Annotated in this window: 18 protein-coding genes; 15 read left to right on the forward strand and 3 right to left on the reverse strand. The window is 35.2% G+C overall.

Features of this window, described 5'->3' with window-relative positions:
* Positions 1-513: 513 nt before the first annotated feature.
* Both WR164_RS00940 and WR164_RS00945 read right to left on the reverse strand, forming a co-directional pair.
* Positions 514-717: a hypothetical protein gene (locus tag WR164_RS00940; RefSeq protein WP_286135668.1), complete on the reverse strand. Its 204-nt coding sequence runs from the start codon at positions 715-717 to the stop codon at positions 514-516.
* 328 nt (positions 718-1,045) lie between these two features.
* Positions 1,046-2,290 carry a hypothetical protein gene (locus WR164_RS00945; protein ID WP_286135669.1) on the reverse strand — a complete coding sequence of 415 codons (1,245 nt, stop codon included), beginning with the start codon at positions 2,288-2,290 and terminating at the stop codon, positions 1,046-1,048.
* Between the two features lie 228 nt (positions 2,291-2,518).
* On the opposite strand from WR164_RS00945, the gene WR164_RS00950 reads away from it, so the two are divergent.
* The 6 genes from WR164_RS00950 (at position 2,519) to WR164_RS00975 (ending at position 7,542) form a co-directional block, all read left to right on the forward strand.
* Positions 2,519-3,109, forward strand: coding sequence for a hypothetical protein (locus WR164_RS00950; RefSeq protein WP_286135670.1), 591 nt, complete (start codon positions 2,519-2,521; stop codon positions 3,107-3,109).
* A 140-nt stretch (positions 3,110-3,249) separates the two neighbouring features.
* Positions 3,250-3,876 carry a hypothetical protein gene (locus tag WR164_RS00955; protein WP_286135671.1) on the forward strand — a complete coding sequence of 209 codons (627 nt, stop codon included), beginning with the start codon at positions 3,250-3,252 and terminating at the stop codon, positions 3,874-3,876.
* A gap of 13 nt (positions 3,877-3,889) precedes the next feature.
* Positions 3,890-4,528 (forward strand): hypothetical protein, encoded by a 639-nt coding sequence (locus tag WR164_RS00960; protein ID WP_286135672.1) that lies wholly within the window; start codon positions 3,890-3,892, stop codon positions 4,526-4,528.
* Positions 4,529-4,548: 20 nt separating this feature from the next.
* A complete protein-coding gene (locus WR164_RS00965; protein ID WP_286135673.1) occupies positions 4,549-5,790 on the forward strand; it encodes a hypothetical protein in 1,242 nt (413 codons plus the stop codon).
* Between the two features lie 231 nt (positions 5,791-6,021).
* Complete coding sequence (locus WR164_RS00970; protein ID WP_286135674.1) at positions 6,022-6,867, forward strand: helix-turn-helix domain-containing protein; 846 nt, start codon at positions 6,022-6,024, stop codon at positions 6,865-6,867.
* Between the two features lie 69 nt (positions 6,868-6,936).
* Entirely contained in the window at positions 6,937-7,542 is a 606-nt protein-coding gene (locus WR164_RS00975) for a DNA-3-methyladenine glycosylase I (RefSeq protein WP_286135675.1), read from the forward strand.
* Positions 7,543-7,583: 41 nt separating this feature from the next.
* Here the strand turns inward: WR164_RS00975 and WR164_RS00980 are convergent, their stop codons facing one another.
* Positions 7,584-7,793, reverse strand: a complete 210-nt coding sequence (locus WR164_RS00980; RefSeq protein WP_286135676.1) for a hypothetical protein — start codon at positions 7,791-7,793, stop codon at positions 7,584-7,586.
* 104 nt (positions 7,794-7,897) lie between these two features.
* On the opposite strand from WR164_RS00980, the gene WR164_RS00985 reads away from it, so the two are divergent.
* The 9 genes from WR164_RS00985 to sufB all read left to right on the forward strand — a co-directional run bounded on the left by WR164_RS00985 (position 7,898) and on the right by sufB (position 18,557).
* The gene (locus tag WR164_RS00985; protein ID WP_286135677.1) at positions 7,898-9,037 is read left to right on the forward strand and encodes an exonuclease SbcCD subunit D; all 1,140 of its coding nucleotides are present in this window, start codon (positions 7,898-7,900) and stop codon (positions 9,035-9,037) included.
* On the forward strand, positions 9,034-12,177 hold the full coding sequence (locus WR164_RS00990) for an AAA family ATPase (RefSeq protein ID WP_286135678.1): 3,144 nt from the start codon (positions 9,034-9,036) through the stop codon (positions 12,175-12,177). Before WR164_RS00985 ends, WR164_RS00990 begins: the two co-directional genes overlap by 4 nt.
* 66 nt (positions 12,178-12,243) lie before the next feature.
* Positions 12,244-12,438: a hypothetical protein gene (locus tag WR164_RS00995; protein ID WP_286135679.1), complete on the forward strand. Its 195-nt coding sequence runs from the start codon at positions 12,244-12,246 to the stop codon at positions 12,436-12,438.
* A 555-nt stretch (positions 12,439-12,993) separates the two neighbouring features.
* Entirely contained in the window at positions 12,994-13,575 is a 582-nt protein-coding gene (nrdG, locus tag WR164_RS01000) for an anaerobic ribonucleoside-triphosphate reductase activating protein (protein ID WP_286135680.1), read from the forward strand.
* A gap of 16 nt (positions 13,576-13,591) precedes the next feature.
* Positions 13,592-14,368: a Fe-S cluster assembly ATPase SufC gene (gene sufC / locus WR164_RS01005; RefSeq protein ID WP_286135681.1), complete on the forward strand. Its 777-nt coding sequence runs from the start codon at positions 13,592-13,594 to the stop codon at positions 14,366-14,368.
* A 1-nt stretch (position 14,369) separates the two neighbouring features.
* Positions 14,370-15,551 carry a SufD family Fe-S cluster assembly protein gene (locus WR164_RS01010; RefSeq protein WP_286135682.1) on the forward strand — a complete coding sequence of 394 codons (1,182 nt, stop codon included), beginning with the start codon at positions 14,370-14,372 and terminating at the stop codon, positions 15,549-15,551.
* Positions 15,541-16,752, forward strand: coding sequence for an aminotransferase class V-fold PLP-dependent enzyme (locus WR164_RS01015; RefSeq protein ID WP_286135684.1), 1,212 nt, complete (start codon positions 15,541-15,543; stop codon positions 16,750-16,752). Before WR164_RS01010 ends, WR164_RS01015 begins: the two co-directional genes overlap by 11 nt.
* Positions 16,742-17,182 (forward strand): Fe-S cluster assembly sulfur transfer protein SufU, encoded by a 441-nt coding sequence (gene sufU / locus WR164_RS01020; RefSeq protein ID WP_286135685.1) that lies wholly within the window; start codon positions 16,742-16,744, stop codon positions 17,180-17,182. The genes WR164_RS01015 and sufU overlap by 11 nt, the downstream gene beginning before the upstream one ends.
* Positions 17,172-18,557 (forward strand): Fe-S cluster assembly protein SufB, encoded by a 1,386-nt coding sequence (gene sufB / locus WR164_RS01025; RefSeq protein WP_286135686.1) that lies wholly within the window; start codon positions 17,172-17,174, stop codon positions 18,555-18,557. Before sufU ends, sufB begins: the two co-directional genes overlap by 11 nt.
* Positions 18,558-18,560 lie beyond the last annotated feature (3 nt).

The following is an 18,560-nucleotide window of genomic DNA, read 5'->3' on the forward strand; positions in this document are numbered from 1 at the left end:
TTTGCTCCCTTATTTCATTTGAGATGATATAATTATTTTGTCGTGCTTATTTAAGCTCGATAAGGTGGTGAGCAACCATGCTTAATTTATTAAATACCTTATTTGTTAATGCTTTCAACTTAATTTTTTGTCCTTTAGTAGTTTACTACTTTGAACATAAAAATAAGCATTAAATAAATAAAGAGTCAGTGTTTTTGCGGGACACTGGCTCTTTTTTGTGGTTATCACAACCATGCAATAACATTTATTAAATACCAACTTCAATATATAACAACTGGATATAATATTCAATTGTTTTTCTTAACTTGAGTGCTATTTAGGAAATAATATAAAAATAATATAAGTAATGAAAATGAAAATTAAATTCTAATTTTAACCACAAAAAAGAGCATCCACACAATGTGAATGCTCTCCTTCAGGACTATATTATATTATTAAAGAAAATTCAATCGTTAATTTGAGAAAGTAGCTCAGTTGGTATTATTATTTCATAGAATGGGGAGATATATTGATCTAAAGGCTAGGCCTTGATTTCACCCCAATGGAGACAGTCGCTGTTGGACGGCCTCCGCGAAGAACCATTACAGCGCTTGCTACTTTACTAGCTACAGCGTTCTTGGCTCTTTCACTTGCTTCTAATAATACAGCGTTTTCTTGATTAAGTGCTACCCTTAATACTTTCAGTTTCAAAGCATTGTTCTTGTATACGTCAGTCATAGCAATCGCCCCTTTGTAAGGTGCTCCACAACTAATTAGTAATTCATTAGGAGTGGTTCACCATTTACATAAACAAAACTTGTTGCATTTTTAATCGCATAATTTGATTGCGTTGGAACCATCTCCTAATTTAATTATCAAATGATGTTTAATCAGCTGATTGATATTCATTTGATTGTGTATAATATACACCTATTTGGAATTAAAACAAGTGTTTAGGTAGATTTTTTGAAATTAAATTTTAAAATTAGTGTGAAAATGCGATATATGGGCATTTATAAGATGATAATAAAACTCCAATCATTAAATTTGATTGGAGTTTTATTTGTTATTTAAGTTTTTTAATTTCTTTAATTAATCTTTTTCTTTGATTGATTAATTTATGATGTCTTCTTTTGCTGATATGTTTTCTCTTAAGTTGTCTGTTAATTTTGTTGAAAGCTTTCCTCTTGGAATCCAATAATTTCCAATTAATTTTCTTAGTGTGTTTCTTTGATTTATCAGCCTTGCTTGTTAATTCTTTTTTCAATTTAGATATTTGATTTTGAAGATTTTGAATTTCACTATCTGAAATTTTCTTTTGATTGTCTAAACTAGTTTGTAAATTTTGGATTTTATTGTTAATATCATTAATTTGGGCAGTATTATTATTGTTAATAGGAATGTATACATAATTATTACTAGATGATTTATCTAAATTATTTTGCGATTGTGATTTTGAAGTTATATTTTTCAACGTATTTGATACATTATTTAATTCTTTATCATAGTTGTTAATCTTAATTTGCGATTGATTTAATTCCTCAATTTCTATCTTGTTGCTTGGACCGTCAAGACCATATTCAATCATTTTTGTAATATCAGAATTCTCAATAAAATCTATATCTGAATAGGCATTATTTATATCATTAATAACATTATTTGATATTTTATCGTTATTTGTTAGTTGATTTGATTTTTCATTGTAATTTTTAGATTCGTTCAAAGCTTTAATTGAATAATTTTTATATGTGTTAGTATCCATTGATGTAAAATCATAAAAATCTACTTTTCCAAATATTTCTGCCTCATCATTTTGAATTTCTTGTATAGAAGATTTTAAATTTTTACCATCATTATCTCCTGAAATATAGGAATTGATATAACTTACTGCTTGATCATAAGAATAAGTATATGATATCTCAAGCTTAGATTCCTTGGTTCTATTTAATAATTCTAATAGATTGTTTTTATTTGTTTCATTTACATTAAAATTCTTAAAATATGATAATTTATCATTATTTCTTTTTATTCTATTTTGTACTTTTGGCTGAAATGTATTATTAAAATAATCAATTGCTAAATTTAGATAATCATATAATTGTTTCTCTGAATCACTGGCTAAATTTTCTAAATCCTTATCACTATATTTAGCTATGAAATCCTTATTTTGTTGATCTTGTTGATTATTTTGAACCTGTTGAGACCAGCTAACATCGTCAGCTTTTGCAGAATATGTATTTAATGAACCTCCTAATAACAAAATTGCTAATGGGGTAATGAATAATGATGACTTTACACTAATTTTTTTCAAATGGAAAACTCCTAAAATAGATTTGTGACACAATTTACTATTTTATCATGTAATCCAGCATTTACATATTAAAATTTTGAATTAATTTGAATATTAAGGATAAGACATCCCCATTAAAACAAGAATATCTATTTTTATGTAAAACAAAAGTCCATCTACAATCGTGTTTTTAATCATCATATAATTAAAACTGTTGAAAATATATATTTAAAAAAGGGGATTAATTATATGATTAAAAATACATTGAAGTATTCAGCTGCTGCATTATTAGCATTGGGTCTACTTGGTGGGGCTTTAGCAACTCCAACTAATGCCAGTGCTAAACGCCATGTCCGTGTAAGCAGAAAGGCTCATCGTCATTCTCATAAACGTCGTGCTAGAAGACATGTCAGTCGTAAGCATAATACTCGTAGGGTAGCTCGTAGACGTCATCGTTCTCATAATCCAAAGTATAATACTGCTGAACAGGATGTAAATGCTTATAACCATATGGTATTGATTGCAGATTCAGGCGGTCCAGTAGCGAATTTAAGTGCTAATACTAATTCACGACAAGATATTAGTGATGATTTAATAGAACAAGCTAATAGCCTTGATAGTAGTGGTGGAGCTACCGTAGAAGATGGACAAATGTCAACTAATGAAGAATTATTTACAAGCTTAAACAATTTGTTTAAAGGTCGTTTTAATTCTCATACTAATTCTCAATTAAACAATGAATATAATCAAATTAAAAATAGTGATACTACAAATATTAATGCAAATGTCTCTACATACATGAGAACATTAGGAAATGCTATTAATAACAAGTGGCACTAAAAAAATAAAAAATAGATCAACATCCCCATTAATTTAGGAATGCTGATTTTTTTGTAAATTAAAAGTCCATCTACAACAGCGTTTTTAGAAAGAATATAATAATAATTGTCAAAAATATATGAAAAGGAGATTGATTTACAATGCAAAATAAATATAAGTATGCAGTTGCGACGCTATTAGCATTAGGTGTTTTAGGTGGTAGTACTATTACTGCACAAAATGCTAGTGCTAAGCGTCACGTTCGAGTTACTAGGAAAGTACATAAACATGCTAGAAGACATCGTGCAAAAAGACATTTTTATAGTAAAAGACTATCTAAAAAAGAAATTTCTAAAAAAATGATTGCTTATCTGGATGACGATGATGGTAACGGTGATTTAGATTCAAGTGGCTTAACTAATACAGTTGCAGATGATGATTATCCGGATGGCATCGATGGTGTTTATGAATATTTATTAAATCAAACTGATATGGAACGTATTTCATATACTAATCATAAAGAGGCTAATGATGATGCTTTTTGTTTATATACAGGCGGTTGGGCTAATTCATTACCTATTGCGAAAAAATATATTAGATTATTAAACAATATTTTTATTAATAACGTAAAAAGTAAGTATAAAAAGAATCTTAATAGTAAATTAAAGGACGTTGAACATAGTAATACTCATAATGCTAATAAGAATCTTTATAAGTACTACAATGAGTTAACTAAAGCTGTAAAAGATACATGGAATGCAAGAATTTATGATAATATAGCTGATTAAAAAGGAGATTAAATTGAATAAATCATATTTAAAATATTTAACATTAGTTTTATTAGCATTTGGCACATTAGGTGGTTATGTAATTACTAATCAAAACGCTAATGCTAAGCATATAGTTATAATACAAGGAAATAAAAAAGTAAGAAAACATGTTAAAAGAAGGCATCTAAACAAGAAATTAAATCAGCGCCGATTAAAGTTGCAATTATTTAAGCAATTTAATAGTTATATGACAACTGATAATAATAATATATCATATTCATGTCTTTTAGGGCCTAGTAATACTTTAATGAGTGATGATCTTGATAGTGTAACATTAGGCACTTCATCTCACGATGCTTCTAAGAAAATGAATACTATTTATAATATTTTAGAAAACATGGTTAAAGATCAGCATACTGATTATGCCGATTTTTTTAACGAAAATGCAGTTAGAGCAGATAAATCAACATTAAAACCAACAAGAAGAGCAACTAAACATTTAGCAAATATGTTTGTTAAATACTATAGTCGTAAAGATAAATATAATGTAAACAAAACATTGAAAGCGGTTCAACATAGTGGTGTTCATGGACTTAACAAGAAATGTTATTATTTCCTTCAGTCATTAGCTAAAGGATTTAAAGATACTTGGCATACTAGTGAATATTAATATTTAAGGAGAACAGAATAATGCTTAAAAATACATTAAAATATTCAACCGCTGCTTTACTAGCACTGGGCTTACTTGGTGGATCAATAATTAGTTCAACAAATGCTAGTGCTAAACGAAAAGTTCGAGTTACCAGAAAAACATATAAACACCATGCTAAAAAACGAGCAGTTCATCATGTTTCCGAGGCTGAAAAAAATATTGTTGATCAGTTTAATAAAATTATCGGGGATGATGTTCCAAACTCAACCCTTGCTAATACTGGTTTTAAGAGCAACGCTAAATCTTATCAACAATTAGGTAACAATTTAAGTCAGTATAATTCCAATGATAAATTGGATTATTCGGATCCAAGCAATGATCAAGGAACCCATAAATTATTTAATGATTTGAGTCAATTGTTCAACCATCGTTTTGGTATTAATGATAATAATTCCCTGATTAGTGATAATGACAATATTCAACGGGATGGCAATCAAGATGATGATCATTCATTGAATACTGATGCATTCCAATACCTTGAAGACTTACAGAGTGCAATGCAAAATAGCCATTTATATTACAACAAGGCTGAAGCAGAAAATGATAAGGCTTTTGATAAAGCCAACGCTGAATTCATGCATCATTCAACTAAAAAACACGTTAGTTATCGCTTAAATGGTAAAGTTTATCGTTCTAAGCATTTGAAACACCGTGTTTACATTAAACATAATGCTAAATTAAACATTTTAAAACGTTCCCATATAAAATTAAGACATCGTAAGGTAAACGTTGATTATATTAAGGCTAATGGTAAAAAAGGCTGGATTAAAGCAAGTCAAGTTAAAAAAGTTGTTTCTAAATCTAAGAAACAATCCAATCATAAAAGCGTTACTAAACCTAAAATTGATATGGAATTAGTTAACACAATGAAGTATAACAACTTACTTGATAAAGAATTAAAGAATACAATGTTTGCAGATTCAGGAATGGATGATCAAACTAGACAAAATTCTGACATTGCTGATAATCTAAATACAGTTGTTGTTAATGATGATCCTAATAATGGAACCAATTTAACCACAGATAATATTCAAAATTCTAAGCAATTTATTAATGATTTGAACAACATTTTTAAAGGCCAATTTAATACAGACAAAAATAATGAATTAAATGCTGAAAACAGCAGAGTCCAAAATGATGACATTAATTCACTTACTAAGGATGCTGTTAATTATTTCAATACTTTAAGTCATGATATTTATAGCATCAGTAATAATTAATTTATTTATCCTACATCACAAAACACCCAATTTCATTTTGGGTGTTTTTCTTTTGCCCTAATTTAAACTTTTTTGAAATTATTTTAAACCCCATCGATTGAATTTATTATTTTTATAAATCCTATCGCATCAATGTTTCATAAAAAAGTGTAAACGATAATTACAATTGAAACTATCGTTTCCTTTCCGCTATGATAGGGATTGTTAAGAAAAAATGGGAGTGATCAATGGATGAAATACTTTTTTAAAAACAATCTGGCTAAGATTCTGGATGAGCGCGACTTAAGCGTCAACAAAGCATCCAAGCTAACTGGATTAACTAGGCAGACAATCGATCATATTAAAAAAGATAAGTTAAAGCGCTTAAACAGCATTACTGAAGGTACCATCAAAAAGAATTTACATATTAGCGACCAGGAATTTGGCTACTTCATCCCCGAAGACGTCTATAATTATCATTTACTTCAAATGGACCATAAGGATGCGGTTAATAAACGAAAACATATCCAACAACGATTGCGAAAGAATTTAAACCAGCAACATCAACTTTTCGAAGTGAGCTCAAAAGCCCAGCACCGTTTAATGACCAATATTAAAACCATCCCCAGTGTGAAAAATTTCAAGGTGAGTGTTTCATTTAAATTGGTTCCAGTTGAAAAACGAATTGAATTACTCGTCAGTAATTTTGATTTACATGTGTTTAACGACCAAATGAGTGATGAACTTTGCTTAATGATTAATCGGATTCTAGATTCAATAGAAACGTATGCAAAAGAATTGAAGCTACAATCTGTGAAGTACGCTTTGTTTAATTCTAAAAATGATGCGGATGATCATTATTTAAATCCAACTAAGTTAATAAAAATTATGAATGATCATCAAAGATGTACCCACCACATTAATGAAATTTTATTGACGTTATTGATGGATCATGGATATAACAAGATTGGTCGGCTGCCGAATGACAAAGATGATGAAAGAATTAAAAATAAAGATCAATTTGTCGTGAAGAACTGGGATCCAAGTTTACACGGCGAGAACTTTTTTTTAAAGAATGATTTTGACCAAAAGTCATAACTTGAATCCAGTTTTAAAGTCGTTAAGATGGACTTTGAAAATTCGTAATTATGAAAACTGGTGATTATTATGAAAACATGTCCATTTTCTAGGAAAAGCTTACCCAGCAAATTTTTTCACGACTACATCTGGGGTGTGCCGAAGACTGATGAACGTCAGCTTTTCGAACTATTAACATTGGAGACTTTCCAAGCCGGCTTGACATGGCAGATGATTTTGAAAAAACGGCATTATTTTGAAGTTGATTTTAAACACTTTGACTGGCTCAAGATCGGTCACATGAGCAACCATCAAATCAAACAAATTTTAGGTGACGACCGAATTATTCGCAATCACCAAAAAATTATGGCAACGGTTAATAACGCTAGAGCCCTAATTCAAATGCATAAGCACCACCAATCACTGTCTAAAATTACTTGGCAACCGGTGAAATATCATCCGGTAACCCACAAGAAGCATAAAAATTATGCGTTACCAACCAAGCACTGGGTTCATTTATATTTACCAATTTTTAAAAAGTACCACTTTAAATTTGTGGGACCTAAAATTCTGTATTCATATTTGCAGGGTGCCGGAGTGATTAATGACCACGTGACTTCTTGCTATCGCTATCGAGAAATTATCAAGGAAGATAAACAATTTGCGCACGCGCATTTAAAATTTAATCATAACTAGAAATGAAAAAAGCTGACAAATCTGCCAGCTTTTTATTTTTATTAATATGGCATCGAAGAAGTAACGGAATTGATAAATGATCCATCTAAAAATAAGGTAACGACAATCATTAAGACGAAGGCACTTAGCGTTAACCAAATTTTTCTAGTCATTTGATCATGCCGCAGTAATCGCCAAAAGATGGTCAATATAATGATCCCGGTTCCTAAAATTCCAAGGATGTAGAAGCATAACCCAATTATTAATCCCAATTTTATCATCTCGAATGAATTTATCGTGCTTGAAGCAGTGCTCTTAAAACCATTATAATAGCAGTAATTATAATTTTAAACAACGATTAAGAGAGGAGTCACCCATGCGCTTTTTACATACTGCCGATTGGCACATTGGCCGGCGTCTGCACGGTTTTGACCTATCAGAAGAACAGAAGGATGCTTTCCAACAAATTGAAACCGCCGCTAAAAAATATCAAGTTGACGGGATTATCATTGCCGGTGATATTTACGACCGCAAGTTACCGGCCGAAAAATCTGTTCAAATGCTGAATCATATGCTGCGGCAACTTAATTTAAAGGACCATTTTCCCATTTACGCTATTTCGGGAAATCATGATAGTGCAACCCGGTTATCGACTGGTGCCCCGTGGTACCGTGACACTAATTTTTACATGCACACCAGTGTTGCCCAGTCGTTTCAGCCGGTTGAACTACCTGATGTCCAGTTATTTTTATTACCATATTTTGAACCGTTTGAAGTTCAACAATATTTTCAAGATAGCTCCCTTAAAAATGTGAGCCTGGCATTTGACGCCATCGTTTCTAAAATGAAAACATTATTTGATCCGCATAAAAAACATATTTTGGTCTCCCATTTCTTTGCCAGTGGGAGCTCACAGACAGATTCGGAAACGCAATTAAAAGTTGGTGGTCTAGCCGCAGTTCCCGTTGATTTATTATCAGCATTTGATTACGTTGCCCTTGGCCATCTCCACGGTAAGGATGCCATTCATGATCCTAAAATTCAATATAGCGGGTCACCAATTAAATTTTCAATGTCTGAAGCCCACCAGAAAAAAGGCTTTTTCATTGTTGATACTGATCATATTCAGGACCGCACATTTGTGCCATTGAAACCGAAACGGGACGTTCAACAGATTTCCGCTAGTTTTGAAAAATTAACCGACCCGAAATTTTATCAACAGTTAAACTGCGATAATTATTTTGGCTTTTTATTAAAAAATCAAAAACCGATTCCGAACGTGATGCAGCGTTTAAGAAAAATTTATCCACACATCGCGTCTTTGAGTCGTGCTGCTGGTTACGAAATCAACGTTGATTACGATGGCGAAAATGGTGCCAAACTGAAAAAAGCCAATCCGATGGAAGTTTTAAACCAATTCTATCAGAAAGTTGCCAACGAACCGTTGTCGGATCAACAGAAACAGTGGGCTGAAGATGCACTTCAAAATGCGCATGACGGGAGGAAAAAACCATGAGGCCAATTTGTTTAACGTTAAAAAATTTAGGACCGTATGAAGACCAGACGATTCATTTTGATCGGCTAGAACATGCGAAAACATTTTTGATTGCCGGACCGACTGGTAGCGGAAAAACGACCATTTTTGATGCAATTACTTTTGCCCTGTATGGCAGTGGTGCCAGTGATGATCGGGATGTCGAAAGCATGCGGTCAGATTTTGCCGACCCGAACGAACCGACCGAAGTTGACTTTACATTTGAACATCAGGGTCTTGTCTACCATATTATCAGAAAGCCAAAGCAGACGTTGAATAAGAAGCGTGGCAGCGGCCAAAAGGAATATGGCAGCGAAGGCGTTTTGGACATTTATAAACACGATCAAAAAATCGATGAGATTAAACGGTTGCGAGAAATTAACTTGAAGATTGAATCGGTTTTACAAATCAACCGTGAGCAGTTTGTCCAAGTTATTTTACTGCCCCAGGGTGATTTTCAACATTTTCTCCTAGCACCCAGTTCTGAAAAGGAAAGCGTTTTGCGGAAAATTTTCAAGACCCAATTATACCAACGCTGGGCGGACTTTCTGAATGATATGAAGAAGCAGCAGGGCAAGCAGTATTTAGATTGGCAAAATGATATTCAGAAGTCACTTGATAATGTGCAATGGTTATCTGATTTTAAACCGGGTGCCAAAACCATCGATGACCAACAAATTAAATTGTTAAAGCACCAGCAAAAACATGTGCAAAATCAATTAGCCCATAAGAAAAAGCAGCTGCAGACAATGCGTGACCAAGCTGCCCGGGCCAAGCAACGATTAGAACATGATCAGCAAATTAACCAACAAATCGATGATTTAAATCAATCTAAGCAAAAGTTACAGTCGTTAAATCATCAATCAAAAGATTATGATCAGTTATCAAATCAAATTCAAAATTTGAAATGGGCACAACAATTGAAGCCTAGTTATGAACGAAACGAAGATTTAAAGCGACAATTAAAACAACATCAATCTCAATTAAATCAGACTGACCAGGATTTATCAGATGCTCAAAAAAATCAAAAGGACGTTCAAACGAAGGCTGATCAGCTTGAAAAACAAAAAACTAACCAAGAAAAATTGCAAAATGAACGGGCAGTTTTAACCAAGGAGCGACCATCCTTTGAGCAGATGGACCAATTAAAACAGCAAGTTAAAAATGCTGATGAGTCGTTAGCTCAGTCACAATCTAAAGTTAAGATGTTGCGGACTAATTTAGATGATTTAACGACGGAAGATCAAAAATTAACCGATGCAATCAAACAGCAACCGCAGATTCAGACTGACTTGTACCTTGCCCAACAAAAGCAGCGTGATTTGGAACGGTCGAAAAAGGATTTAAAGCATTTATTCGATCTTCAATCTCAACTTGATGATTTAAATCAACGAATTAAAATCAATCAATCAGATTTGAAACGGGTTCAAAAGTTAGTTTCAAGCCGGAAAAAGCGTGCGGATGAATTACACCAGCAACAGTTGCAAGGCCAAATTGTGAATTTAGTTCAGCAGCTGAAGCCTGGAACGCCGTGTCCCATTTGTGGTAGTAAGCAGCATCCCTTACCGGCTCACGTTCAACAAATTGAACCGGTTGCTGATAAAGCTGTGAAAGCTGCTGATCAAAATTTATCGAATGCACATGATCAGCAATCCCAATTAACAACCCAGATTAAAGAACGCCAGGAACAGCAAAAACAATTAACCAACCAGTTATCAGATGGGTTGAATGCATTACTGACCGCAATGAAAAATCTTCAAATCAAACCTGATTCAAGAGAATTGGTTTCAATTCAATCAGATTTACGGAAAGCATCCGAAACTAACGATAAAAGTTTAAAACATGTTCAATCGAAATTAAACCAAATTAAGCAACAGCAAACCCAGCATGAAAATGATCAACATCATATAACTGAGCAAAAAGAAACGTTGGATCAAGCTCAAAAACAGTTGCAATCTGCACAAAATGAAGCCCAAAAATATCAAGTTCGATTGAGTGATGTGAAGCATAATTTGCCCAATGGATTTCCTGATATTCAAGCTTTAGATCATCGTTTAGCTGATTTGAACCAACAGATTGACGATTATCAACAAGCAGTCGATGCTAATCATCAAAAATTACATCAAATCGAGACAACGATTGCCAGTTTAGCAGCAACTAAAACGAGTTTGGAAGAACAAATTAAAAATAGTCATGATGAGCAGCAAAATGTTTCAAATCAATTAAAACAAGCGGTTCATGATCACCAATCAATTGATCAAATCGGTACTTTAATTGATTTAATTCATCAAGTAGACCAGTTGGATCGTAAAGAAAAACAGTTAGAAGAATACCAAAATCAAGTGCAAAAACTACAAGCAGAAATTAAAGCCCAAGCGAACGCGATTGGCGCTCATGATAAAATTGATTTAAAACATGATCAGAAGCAAATTGATCATTTATCTGAACAACTAAACCAATTTGAAAATGATTATGACCAGCAAAATCAACGGTTTACTTTGAACGATGCCACTTCAAAACAGATTCAAAATGATTTATCTCAGATTAACAAGCACGCTGATAAAATTCATCAACTTGATTTGTTAGTCACAACGGTAACTGGTAATAACGATGTGAAGCTTGGTTTGGAACGGTACGTTTTACGGGCAGAATTAATTCGGATCCTAGCTGCTGCTAACCACCATTTTAAATCCTTGAGTTCTGGTCGGTATGTCTTTGCCTTACATTCATCATCAGGTGCTTACCAGAAGAACACCGGTTTAGAAGTCGATGTATACGATGATGACGTTGGCAAACGACGCAGTGTCCATACTTTATCTGGTGGTGAAAAATTTATTGCCTCGTTGAGTTTAGCACTCGCATTAGGTGAAGTGATCCAAGAAGAATCTGGTGGGATTAACATCGATACTTTGTTTATCGATGAAGGATTCGGATCTTTAGACCGTGAATCGCTGGACGTTGCGATGAATACCCTTGACCGTTTGAACGGCGAACACCAAATGATTGGGATTATTAGCCATGTCGAAAGCCTGCAGAGTCGAATTCCTTATCAGATTCGGGTTCATAAGCAGATTGACGGCAAGAGTACGGCTAAGATTGTGACACCAGAAACGGCGCATTAGTTTGAGATAATTGATTTTTTTAAACGACGCTTTTAATATGAAAGAAAAAGTTGAAGGGATGATACCATGCATAATCAAAAAATTATTGCTGATAATAATAACGCTAAAATTGGCTGGAAGATGCGGACTTTAATTGCCCAAAGTCCCAAAGAGGCTAAAGATATTCAAGACATTCAAGATCATTACATGTTGATGCCGAAGCCAGATTCTAAGGATAGCGTTGATTTCTGGAAACAAGTTCTAAAACAGTATGAAAAATAATTAAAAAGTATAAATTAAAAGCGTTGGGCACTTTTGCTCAACGCTTTTCTATTTTTAACTTAACAGGATATAAAAAATAAACGTATTAATAATCACAACGGATACGCAAACAATGAAGGCAGAAAAGCCATTTCGGTTATATGATTTCATTTTCTGAAATGCGTGCCGGGTTAAGAAAGTATATGCTTGTGAGCCAATCGTAATCGTTAAAGCCATAGTTAAAATCGTGATTAGCGCATCAGTAATAAATTAGCCTCCTCTAAATATAATTAATTCACCTGATTTAATTTTATTGCGGTTGAAAATTATTTTCAAATTAAGAAAATAAGCATTTAATAATTAGATGAAATGCACAAAAGATTAGTTTAATTAAAAAAATATATCAAAAAATAAAATTATAATTAAATTCAAAAGACGTCAATTTGATATTGACGCCTTTTTTTAATGGTTTCATAAAATTAAATTAAACCACAACATATTGCATATAAAATGCATGTGAAATACAATATATAGTGCTTCAAAGAATAATTGTTTTTGATTGAAAGGGTGCTCATCATGAAACGTCGAATTAGAAAACCAAATAATCCTGCTCCAAAAGAATGGCAAGCAAAGGATGTTAGTCAACAGTATGTTGCTGATTACAAACCATTTAATTTTGTCGATGGTGAAGGCATTAGATGCAGCTTATACGTCAGTGGCTGCTTATTTAACTGTCCGGGCTGCTATAACGTTGCCGCCCAGAATTTTCACTATGGACAGCCATATACCAAGGGATTAGAAGATCAAATCATTGATGATATGAGTAAGAGTTACGTTCAAGGATTAACGCTACTGGGTGGTGAACCATTCTTAAATACTCAGGTCTGCCTTAAAATTTGTGAACGGGTCAGAAAAGAATTTGGTCACAAAAAAGATATCTGGTCATGGAGTGGCTACACTTGGGAAGAATTGATGAATGAATCCTACGATAAGTTGAAATTATTATCCATGCTGGATATTTTAATCGACGGCCGTTTCTTGGAAGATAAAAAGGATTTAACACTCCAATTCCGGGGTAGTTCGAACCAACGGATTATCGATGTTCCACAGTCTTTACAACAGAACAAAGTTGTCATTTGGGATAAATTAGTTCACTAATCAAGGAGGAATCGCGTTGAGTTTAGTCATTAACAATTTACATGTCAAAATTAAAGAAAATAACCGTGAAGTATTGAAGGGCGTTAATTTGAATATCCCGGATGGTGAAATCCATGCCATTATGGGACCGAACGGAACCGGTAAATCAACACTTGTTCAAACTTTAATGGGTTCCAATAAATATCAGATTACCGATGGTGAAATCATTTTTAATGGTACCAAGTTAAACAATTTAGCCGTTGATGAACGCGCCCGGCTAGGTTTGTTTTTAGGGATGCAGTATCCGACTGAAATTACCGGGGTTAAAAACTCCGATTTCATTAAAGCTGCGATGGAAGCCACCCATCCCAACCACCATTTAACCGTTTTACAGTTCTTACAACGCTTTGAACACTGTATGAATTTCCTAGACATTGACCATCATTATGCCGATCGTTACTTGAACGAAGGCTTTTCTGGTGGTGAAAAAAAGCGAAACGAAATCCTACAAATGATGATGTTGAAGCCCCGTTTGGCAATGCTGGACGAAATTGATTCTGGTCTGGATATTGATGCTCTAAAAGTTGTCTCTAATGGAATCAACCACATGCGGGCAAAAGATTTTAGTGCGTTGATCATTACCCACTACGATCGAATCTTGCACTACGTTACTCCGGATGTTGTTCACGTCATGATGGATGGCCGCGTCGTCACCAGTGGTGGTCCTGATTTAGCATCAAAACTAGAAAAAGAAGGTTATGCCAAATTGCGTGATCAGCTTGGTTTAAAAATTAAGTTGGTGGATGATGAATAAAATGACAATCTTAGATCAAATCGAACGGTATTCTAAAGCCAATCATGAACCACAATGGCTGTATGAGAAACGCCGGGTGGCCTGGCAAATTCAGAAGGATTTGAAGCAGCCCCGTTTGAATAATGTGAGACCGGTGGATTGGAATTTGAACCACGAACAAATTCATTGGCACCACCAAGTTGATTTTAAAAATTATGCTTCGGATGAAGAACAAAAGCAGGGAATCGTCAAAATGGATTTACTGGCGGCAGCTAGTCAGTATTCCAATTTGATGCAGGAAAATTTGATGGAAAAAGGCGTCATGTGGAATCAATATCGATTTGCCGCCCAGCATCTAGCATGTTTACAATCTGGCGTGTTCCTGTTTATTCCTTCTAATACGGTGTGTTCAAAACCAATTGACCTGTCGGATATTCTATCCCACGGCGATTTAGAAAAACACATCCTAGTGATTGTCGGTGCAAATTCTGAAGCCACTTTAGAATTTAAAGACCGAGCAACTGCCAAGGAACACGGTCATCTAATGGTAGAAATATTGCTGGGTGATAATGCCCACGTCAAATATTATGATGCTGCTAAATCACAGAATCGTAAGAGCCACCGCATGTTGTATGCCTATTTAGCTCAGAATGCATCTTTAAAGACTTACGTTGCACTTTTGAATTACCATGATGCTCTCTATAATAGCCAGATTAATTTAGATGGCGATGGATCGGAAGCAGAAATTCACATTATAAATTTAGGTACCAACGTTCAGCATCAATCAATCTGTACCCACATTATTAACCGTGGCTCCAATACCCGCGGCTTAATTAAGGAACGGGGCGTCGTTGATGGCCATGCTAGGACCCATTGTTATACGAATGGCGAGATTGTGAAGGGTGCCAAGGATACTTCTTCTGATCAAATTAGCCGGCTACTTACTTTATCAAAACAGAGCCGTGGTGAAATCGATCCAATTTTACTGATCAAAGATAACGACATCGTTGCGAGTCATGCCGCTAGTATTGGGAAATTGGATCCTAATCAACTTTACTATTTAAAGAGCCGTGGCTTGGATGATCAAACTGCCGATTCCATTTTAATTCGTGGCTTTTTAGAACCACTTTTGACTCATTTTCCCGACCGTAAAATGCGTCAATCAATGGTTGATTTATTAGAGGAGCGATTGGATGAACGTTGAACGAATTAGAAAAGATTTTCCAATCTTACAAAACCGGTGGATGGCATATTTAGATAACGCTGCCACGTCACAGAAACCACGGTTGGTAATTGATGCCATCAACCATTTTTATCAGTACCAAAATTTTAACGTCCACCGCAGTGTTTACACACCGGCACAGCAGACGACCGATGCTTACGAAAATGTGCGGCAAAAAGTCGCTGATTTTATTCATGCTGATCGTGCGCAAGACATTATCTTCACCCGTGGAACGACTGAAAGTTTGAACATGGTCGCTAGTGATTTTGCGATGCAGCATGTTCATCATGGTGATGAAATAGTAGTCTCAATTACCGAACACCACAGCAATTTATTGCCGTGGATGCGGGTTGCTAAAGCTAACGGTGCTAAATTAAAGTACATCCCAATTTTAGACGATGGGTGTTTAGATCTTGATGCCGCTAAAAAATTAATCACTAGTAAAACTAAAATTGTTGCTTTGACCGCCGTTTCCAACGTTTTAGGCACCATTAATCCAATTGAAATCATTGGTAAACTTGCCCATCAAAATGGTGCCATGTACGTTGTTGATGCTGCTCAAGCCGCACCTTCAATCCCACTCGATGTTCAAAAATTTCATCCTGATTTCATGGCGTTTTCCGGTCATAAAATGCTGGGTCCGACCGGGATTGGCGTTCTTTACGGCACCCAGCATGCTTTAAAGCAGATGCAGTTACCCGAATTAGGTGGAGAAATGATCGAAGACGTCAGTACAACTGATTTTTCAACCAAACCGATCCCGTGGTGCTTTGAAGCCGGCACGCCTAACATTGCTGGTGTGATCGGCTTAGGGGCTGCCATTGATTATTTGAACCAGATTGGCATGGATCAAATTGAAAAATATTGCCGAAATCTAGCCCAGTATTTAGCTGATCAATTGCGAAAAGATAAGCACGTGATTGTTTATGGGCCCAAACGAAGGCAGAGCGGCATCGTATCCTTTAACATTAGGGGACTACATGCCCATGACGCCGCCACGTTTTTGGATTTACAACATATTTACGTCAGAGCTGGACACCATTGTGCTGAACCACTGGTGCACTGTTTAGGGACCGAAGCCACTTTACGGGCGAGTCTGTACTTTTATAACAACCGGAATGAATGTGATCGTTTAATTAGCAGTGTTAAAAAAATGGAGATGTTTTTCTGCCATGGACATTAGAAGTTTATACCAGGATATTATTTTAGATAACGCATCCCATCCCCAATTTCAAAAACGTTTGTCAGGAACTCGAATTCAAAAAGTATTAGTGAATAATCCGACCTGTGGGGATCGCTTAGTCATTAACGGAATTTATCAGCATCATAAATTGGAAGCCATTTATTTCCATATTAATGGCTGCATTATTTCAAAAGCTTCCACTAATATGATGGCGCATCTGGTCATTCATCATTCGATAAAGCAAATTGATGATTTGGTATTATCGTTTTCTAAACTGATGACGAATGAGGATTTTGCTAATAAAGATAAATTAGGGGATGCGCTTTCACTATCATCGGTAGCCAAGTTACCGGTGCGGATTAAATGTGCCATGCTGCCTTGGAAGGGCATTTATCAACTATTGCATCGGGAGGTTCATCATGAAAACTGATTTAAATCAAATTGATCAAAAATACCAATACGGTTTTAAGGATAAAATTAAACCGGTTTATACAACCGGTGCGGGATTAAATGAAAATGTGGTCAGAAAGATTTCTGCTGAGAAGCATGAACCCCAATGGATGTTAGCAATCCGGTTGCGCGCTTTTCATATTTATCAGCGGATGCCGATGCCTAATTTTGGACCGGATTTATCACATTTGAATTTAAACAAGATTCATTATTTCCAGCGTGATAGTGATCACGTTTCGAGAAGCTGGGATGATGTCCCAGATACGATCAAGAATACCTTTCAAAAAATTGGCGTTCCACAAGCTGAACGAAAGTATTTAGCCGGAGCTGAAGCTCAATATGAATCGGAAGCTGTCTACACCAATTTAAAAAGTGATTTGAAAAAAATGGGCATCATTTTTATGGATACCGATAGTGCCTTAAAAAAACATCCCGATTTAGTAAAACAGTATTTTGGTAAATTAGTTGGGGCGGCAACGAATAAGTTTACCGCTTTAAATACGGCTGTCTGGTCTGGCGGCACGTTTATCTACGTTCCGAAGGGCGTTCACGCGACCGTTCCATTACAGAGCTTCTTTCGAATTAACGCCGGTAATACCGGCCAATTTGAGCGGACGTTAATTATCGTTGATGAAGGCGCTAGCATCAATTACGTGGAAGGCTGTACCGCACCAACGTATTCTGAAGACAGTCTTCATGCGGCCGTGGTTGAAGTTTTCGTTAAGAAGGATGCCTTCTGCCGTTATACGACGATTCAAAATTGGTCCCACAATGTTTATAGTTTAGAGACCAAACGGGCGGTCGCTGACGCCCATGCCCGGATGGAATGGATCGATGGTAACTTAGGCTCTAAAATTACGATGAAGTATCCCAGTGTCGATTTGAACGGTCCCTATGCATCCGGTTCGATGCTATCGATTGCGTTTGCCAAGCACGGTGTCTATCAAGATACCGGTGCCATTATGCGCCACCATGCACCGTATACTTCATCGAACGTCATTTCTAAATCCATTTGTAAGGATGGGGGTGTCTGCAACTACCGGGGAAAGGAAAAAATTGAACCGAATAGCAAACACTCTAAATCACACGTTGAATGTGACACCATTATTATGGATGATCAATCAACGACGGATACGATTCCGGCTAACATTGTCAGAAATGGTGATAGCACGATGGAACATGAAGCCCGGGTCTCTAAGATTTCAGAAAACGACTTGTATTATTTAATGAGCCGTGGTTTATCCGAAAAACAAGCAACTAAAATGATTATCATGGGATTTATCGAACCATTTTCAAAACAACTACCGATGGAATACGCCGTTGAATTAAACAAACTAATTGATCTTCAAATGTAAAAC

The sequence above is a fragment of the Philodulcilactobacillus myokonensis genome (assembly GCF_027923585.1).
Lineage (GTDB): Bacteria > Bacillota > Bacilli > Lactobacillales > Lactobacillaceae > Philodulcilactobacillus > Philodulcilactobacillus myokonensis.

Excerpts from the sequence above, each read along its gene's own strand:
- WR164_RS00940 (WP_286135668.1), bottom strand. The coding sequence starts at position 717 with ATGACTGACGTATACAAGAACAATGCTTTGAAACTGAAAGTATTAAGG.
- WR164_RS00950 (WP_286135670.1), top strand. The coding sequence starts at position 2,519 with ATGATTAAAAATACATTGAAGTATTCAGCTGCTGCATTATTAGCATTG.
- WR164_RS00955 (WP_286135671.1), top strand. The coding sequence starts at position 3,250 with ATGCAAAATAAATATAAGTATGCAGTTGCGACGCTATTAGCATTAGGT.
- WR164_RS00965 (WP_286135673.1), top strand. The coding sequence starts at position 4,549 with ATGCTTAAAAATACATTAAAATATTCAACCGCTGCTTTACTAGCACTG.
- WR164_RS00970 (WP_286135674.1), top strand. The coding sequence starts at position 6,022 with ATGAAATACTTTTTTAAAAACAATCTGGCTAAGATTCTGGATGAGCGC.
- WR164_RS00975 (WP_286135675.1), top strand. The coding sequence starts at position 6,937 with ATGAAAACATGTCCATTTTCTAGGAAAAGCTTACCCAGCAAATTTTTT.
- WR164_RS00985 (WP_286135677.1), top strand. The coding sequence starts at position 7,898 with ATGCGCTTTTTACATACTGCCGATTGGCACATTGGCCGGCGTCTGCAC.
- WR164_RS00990 (WP_286135678.1), top strand. The coding sequence starts at position 9,034 with ATGAGGCCAATTTGTTTAACGTTAAAAAATTTAGGACCGTATGAAGAC.
- WR164_RS00995 (WP_286135679.1), top strand. The coding sequence starts at position 12,244 with ATGCATAATCAAAAAATTATTGCTGATAATAATAACGCTAAAATTGGC.
- nrdG (WP_286135680.1), top strand. The coding sequence starts at position 12,994 with ATGAAACGTCGAATTAGAAAACCAAATAATCCTGCTCCAAAAGAATGG.
- WR164_RS01010 (WP_286135682.1), top strand. The coding sequence starts at position 14,370 with ATGACAATCTTAGATCAAATCGAACGGTATTCTAAAGCCAATCATGAA.
- WR164_RS01015 (WP_286135684.1), top strand. The coding sequence starts at position 15,541 with ATGAACGTTGAACGAATTAGAAAAGATTTTCCAATCTTACAAAACCGG.
- sufU (WP_286135685.1), top strand. The coding sequence starts at position 16,742 with ATGGACATTAGAAGTTTATACCAGGATATTATTTTAGATAACGCATCC.
- sufB (WP_286135686.1), top strand. The coding sequence starts at position 17,172 with ATGAAAACTGATTTAAATCAAATTGATCAAAAATACCAATACGGTTTT.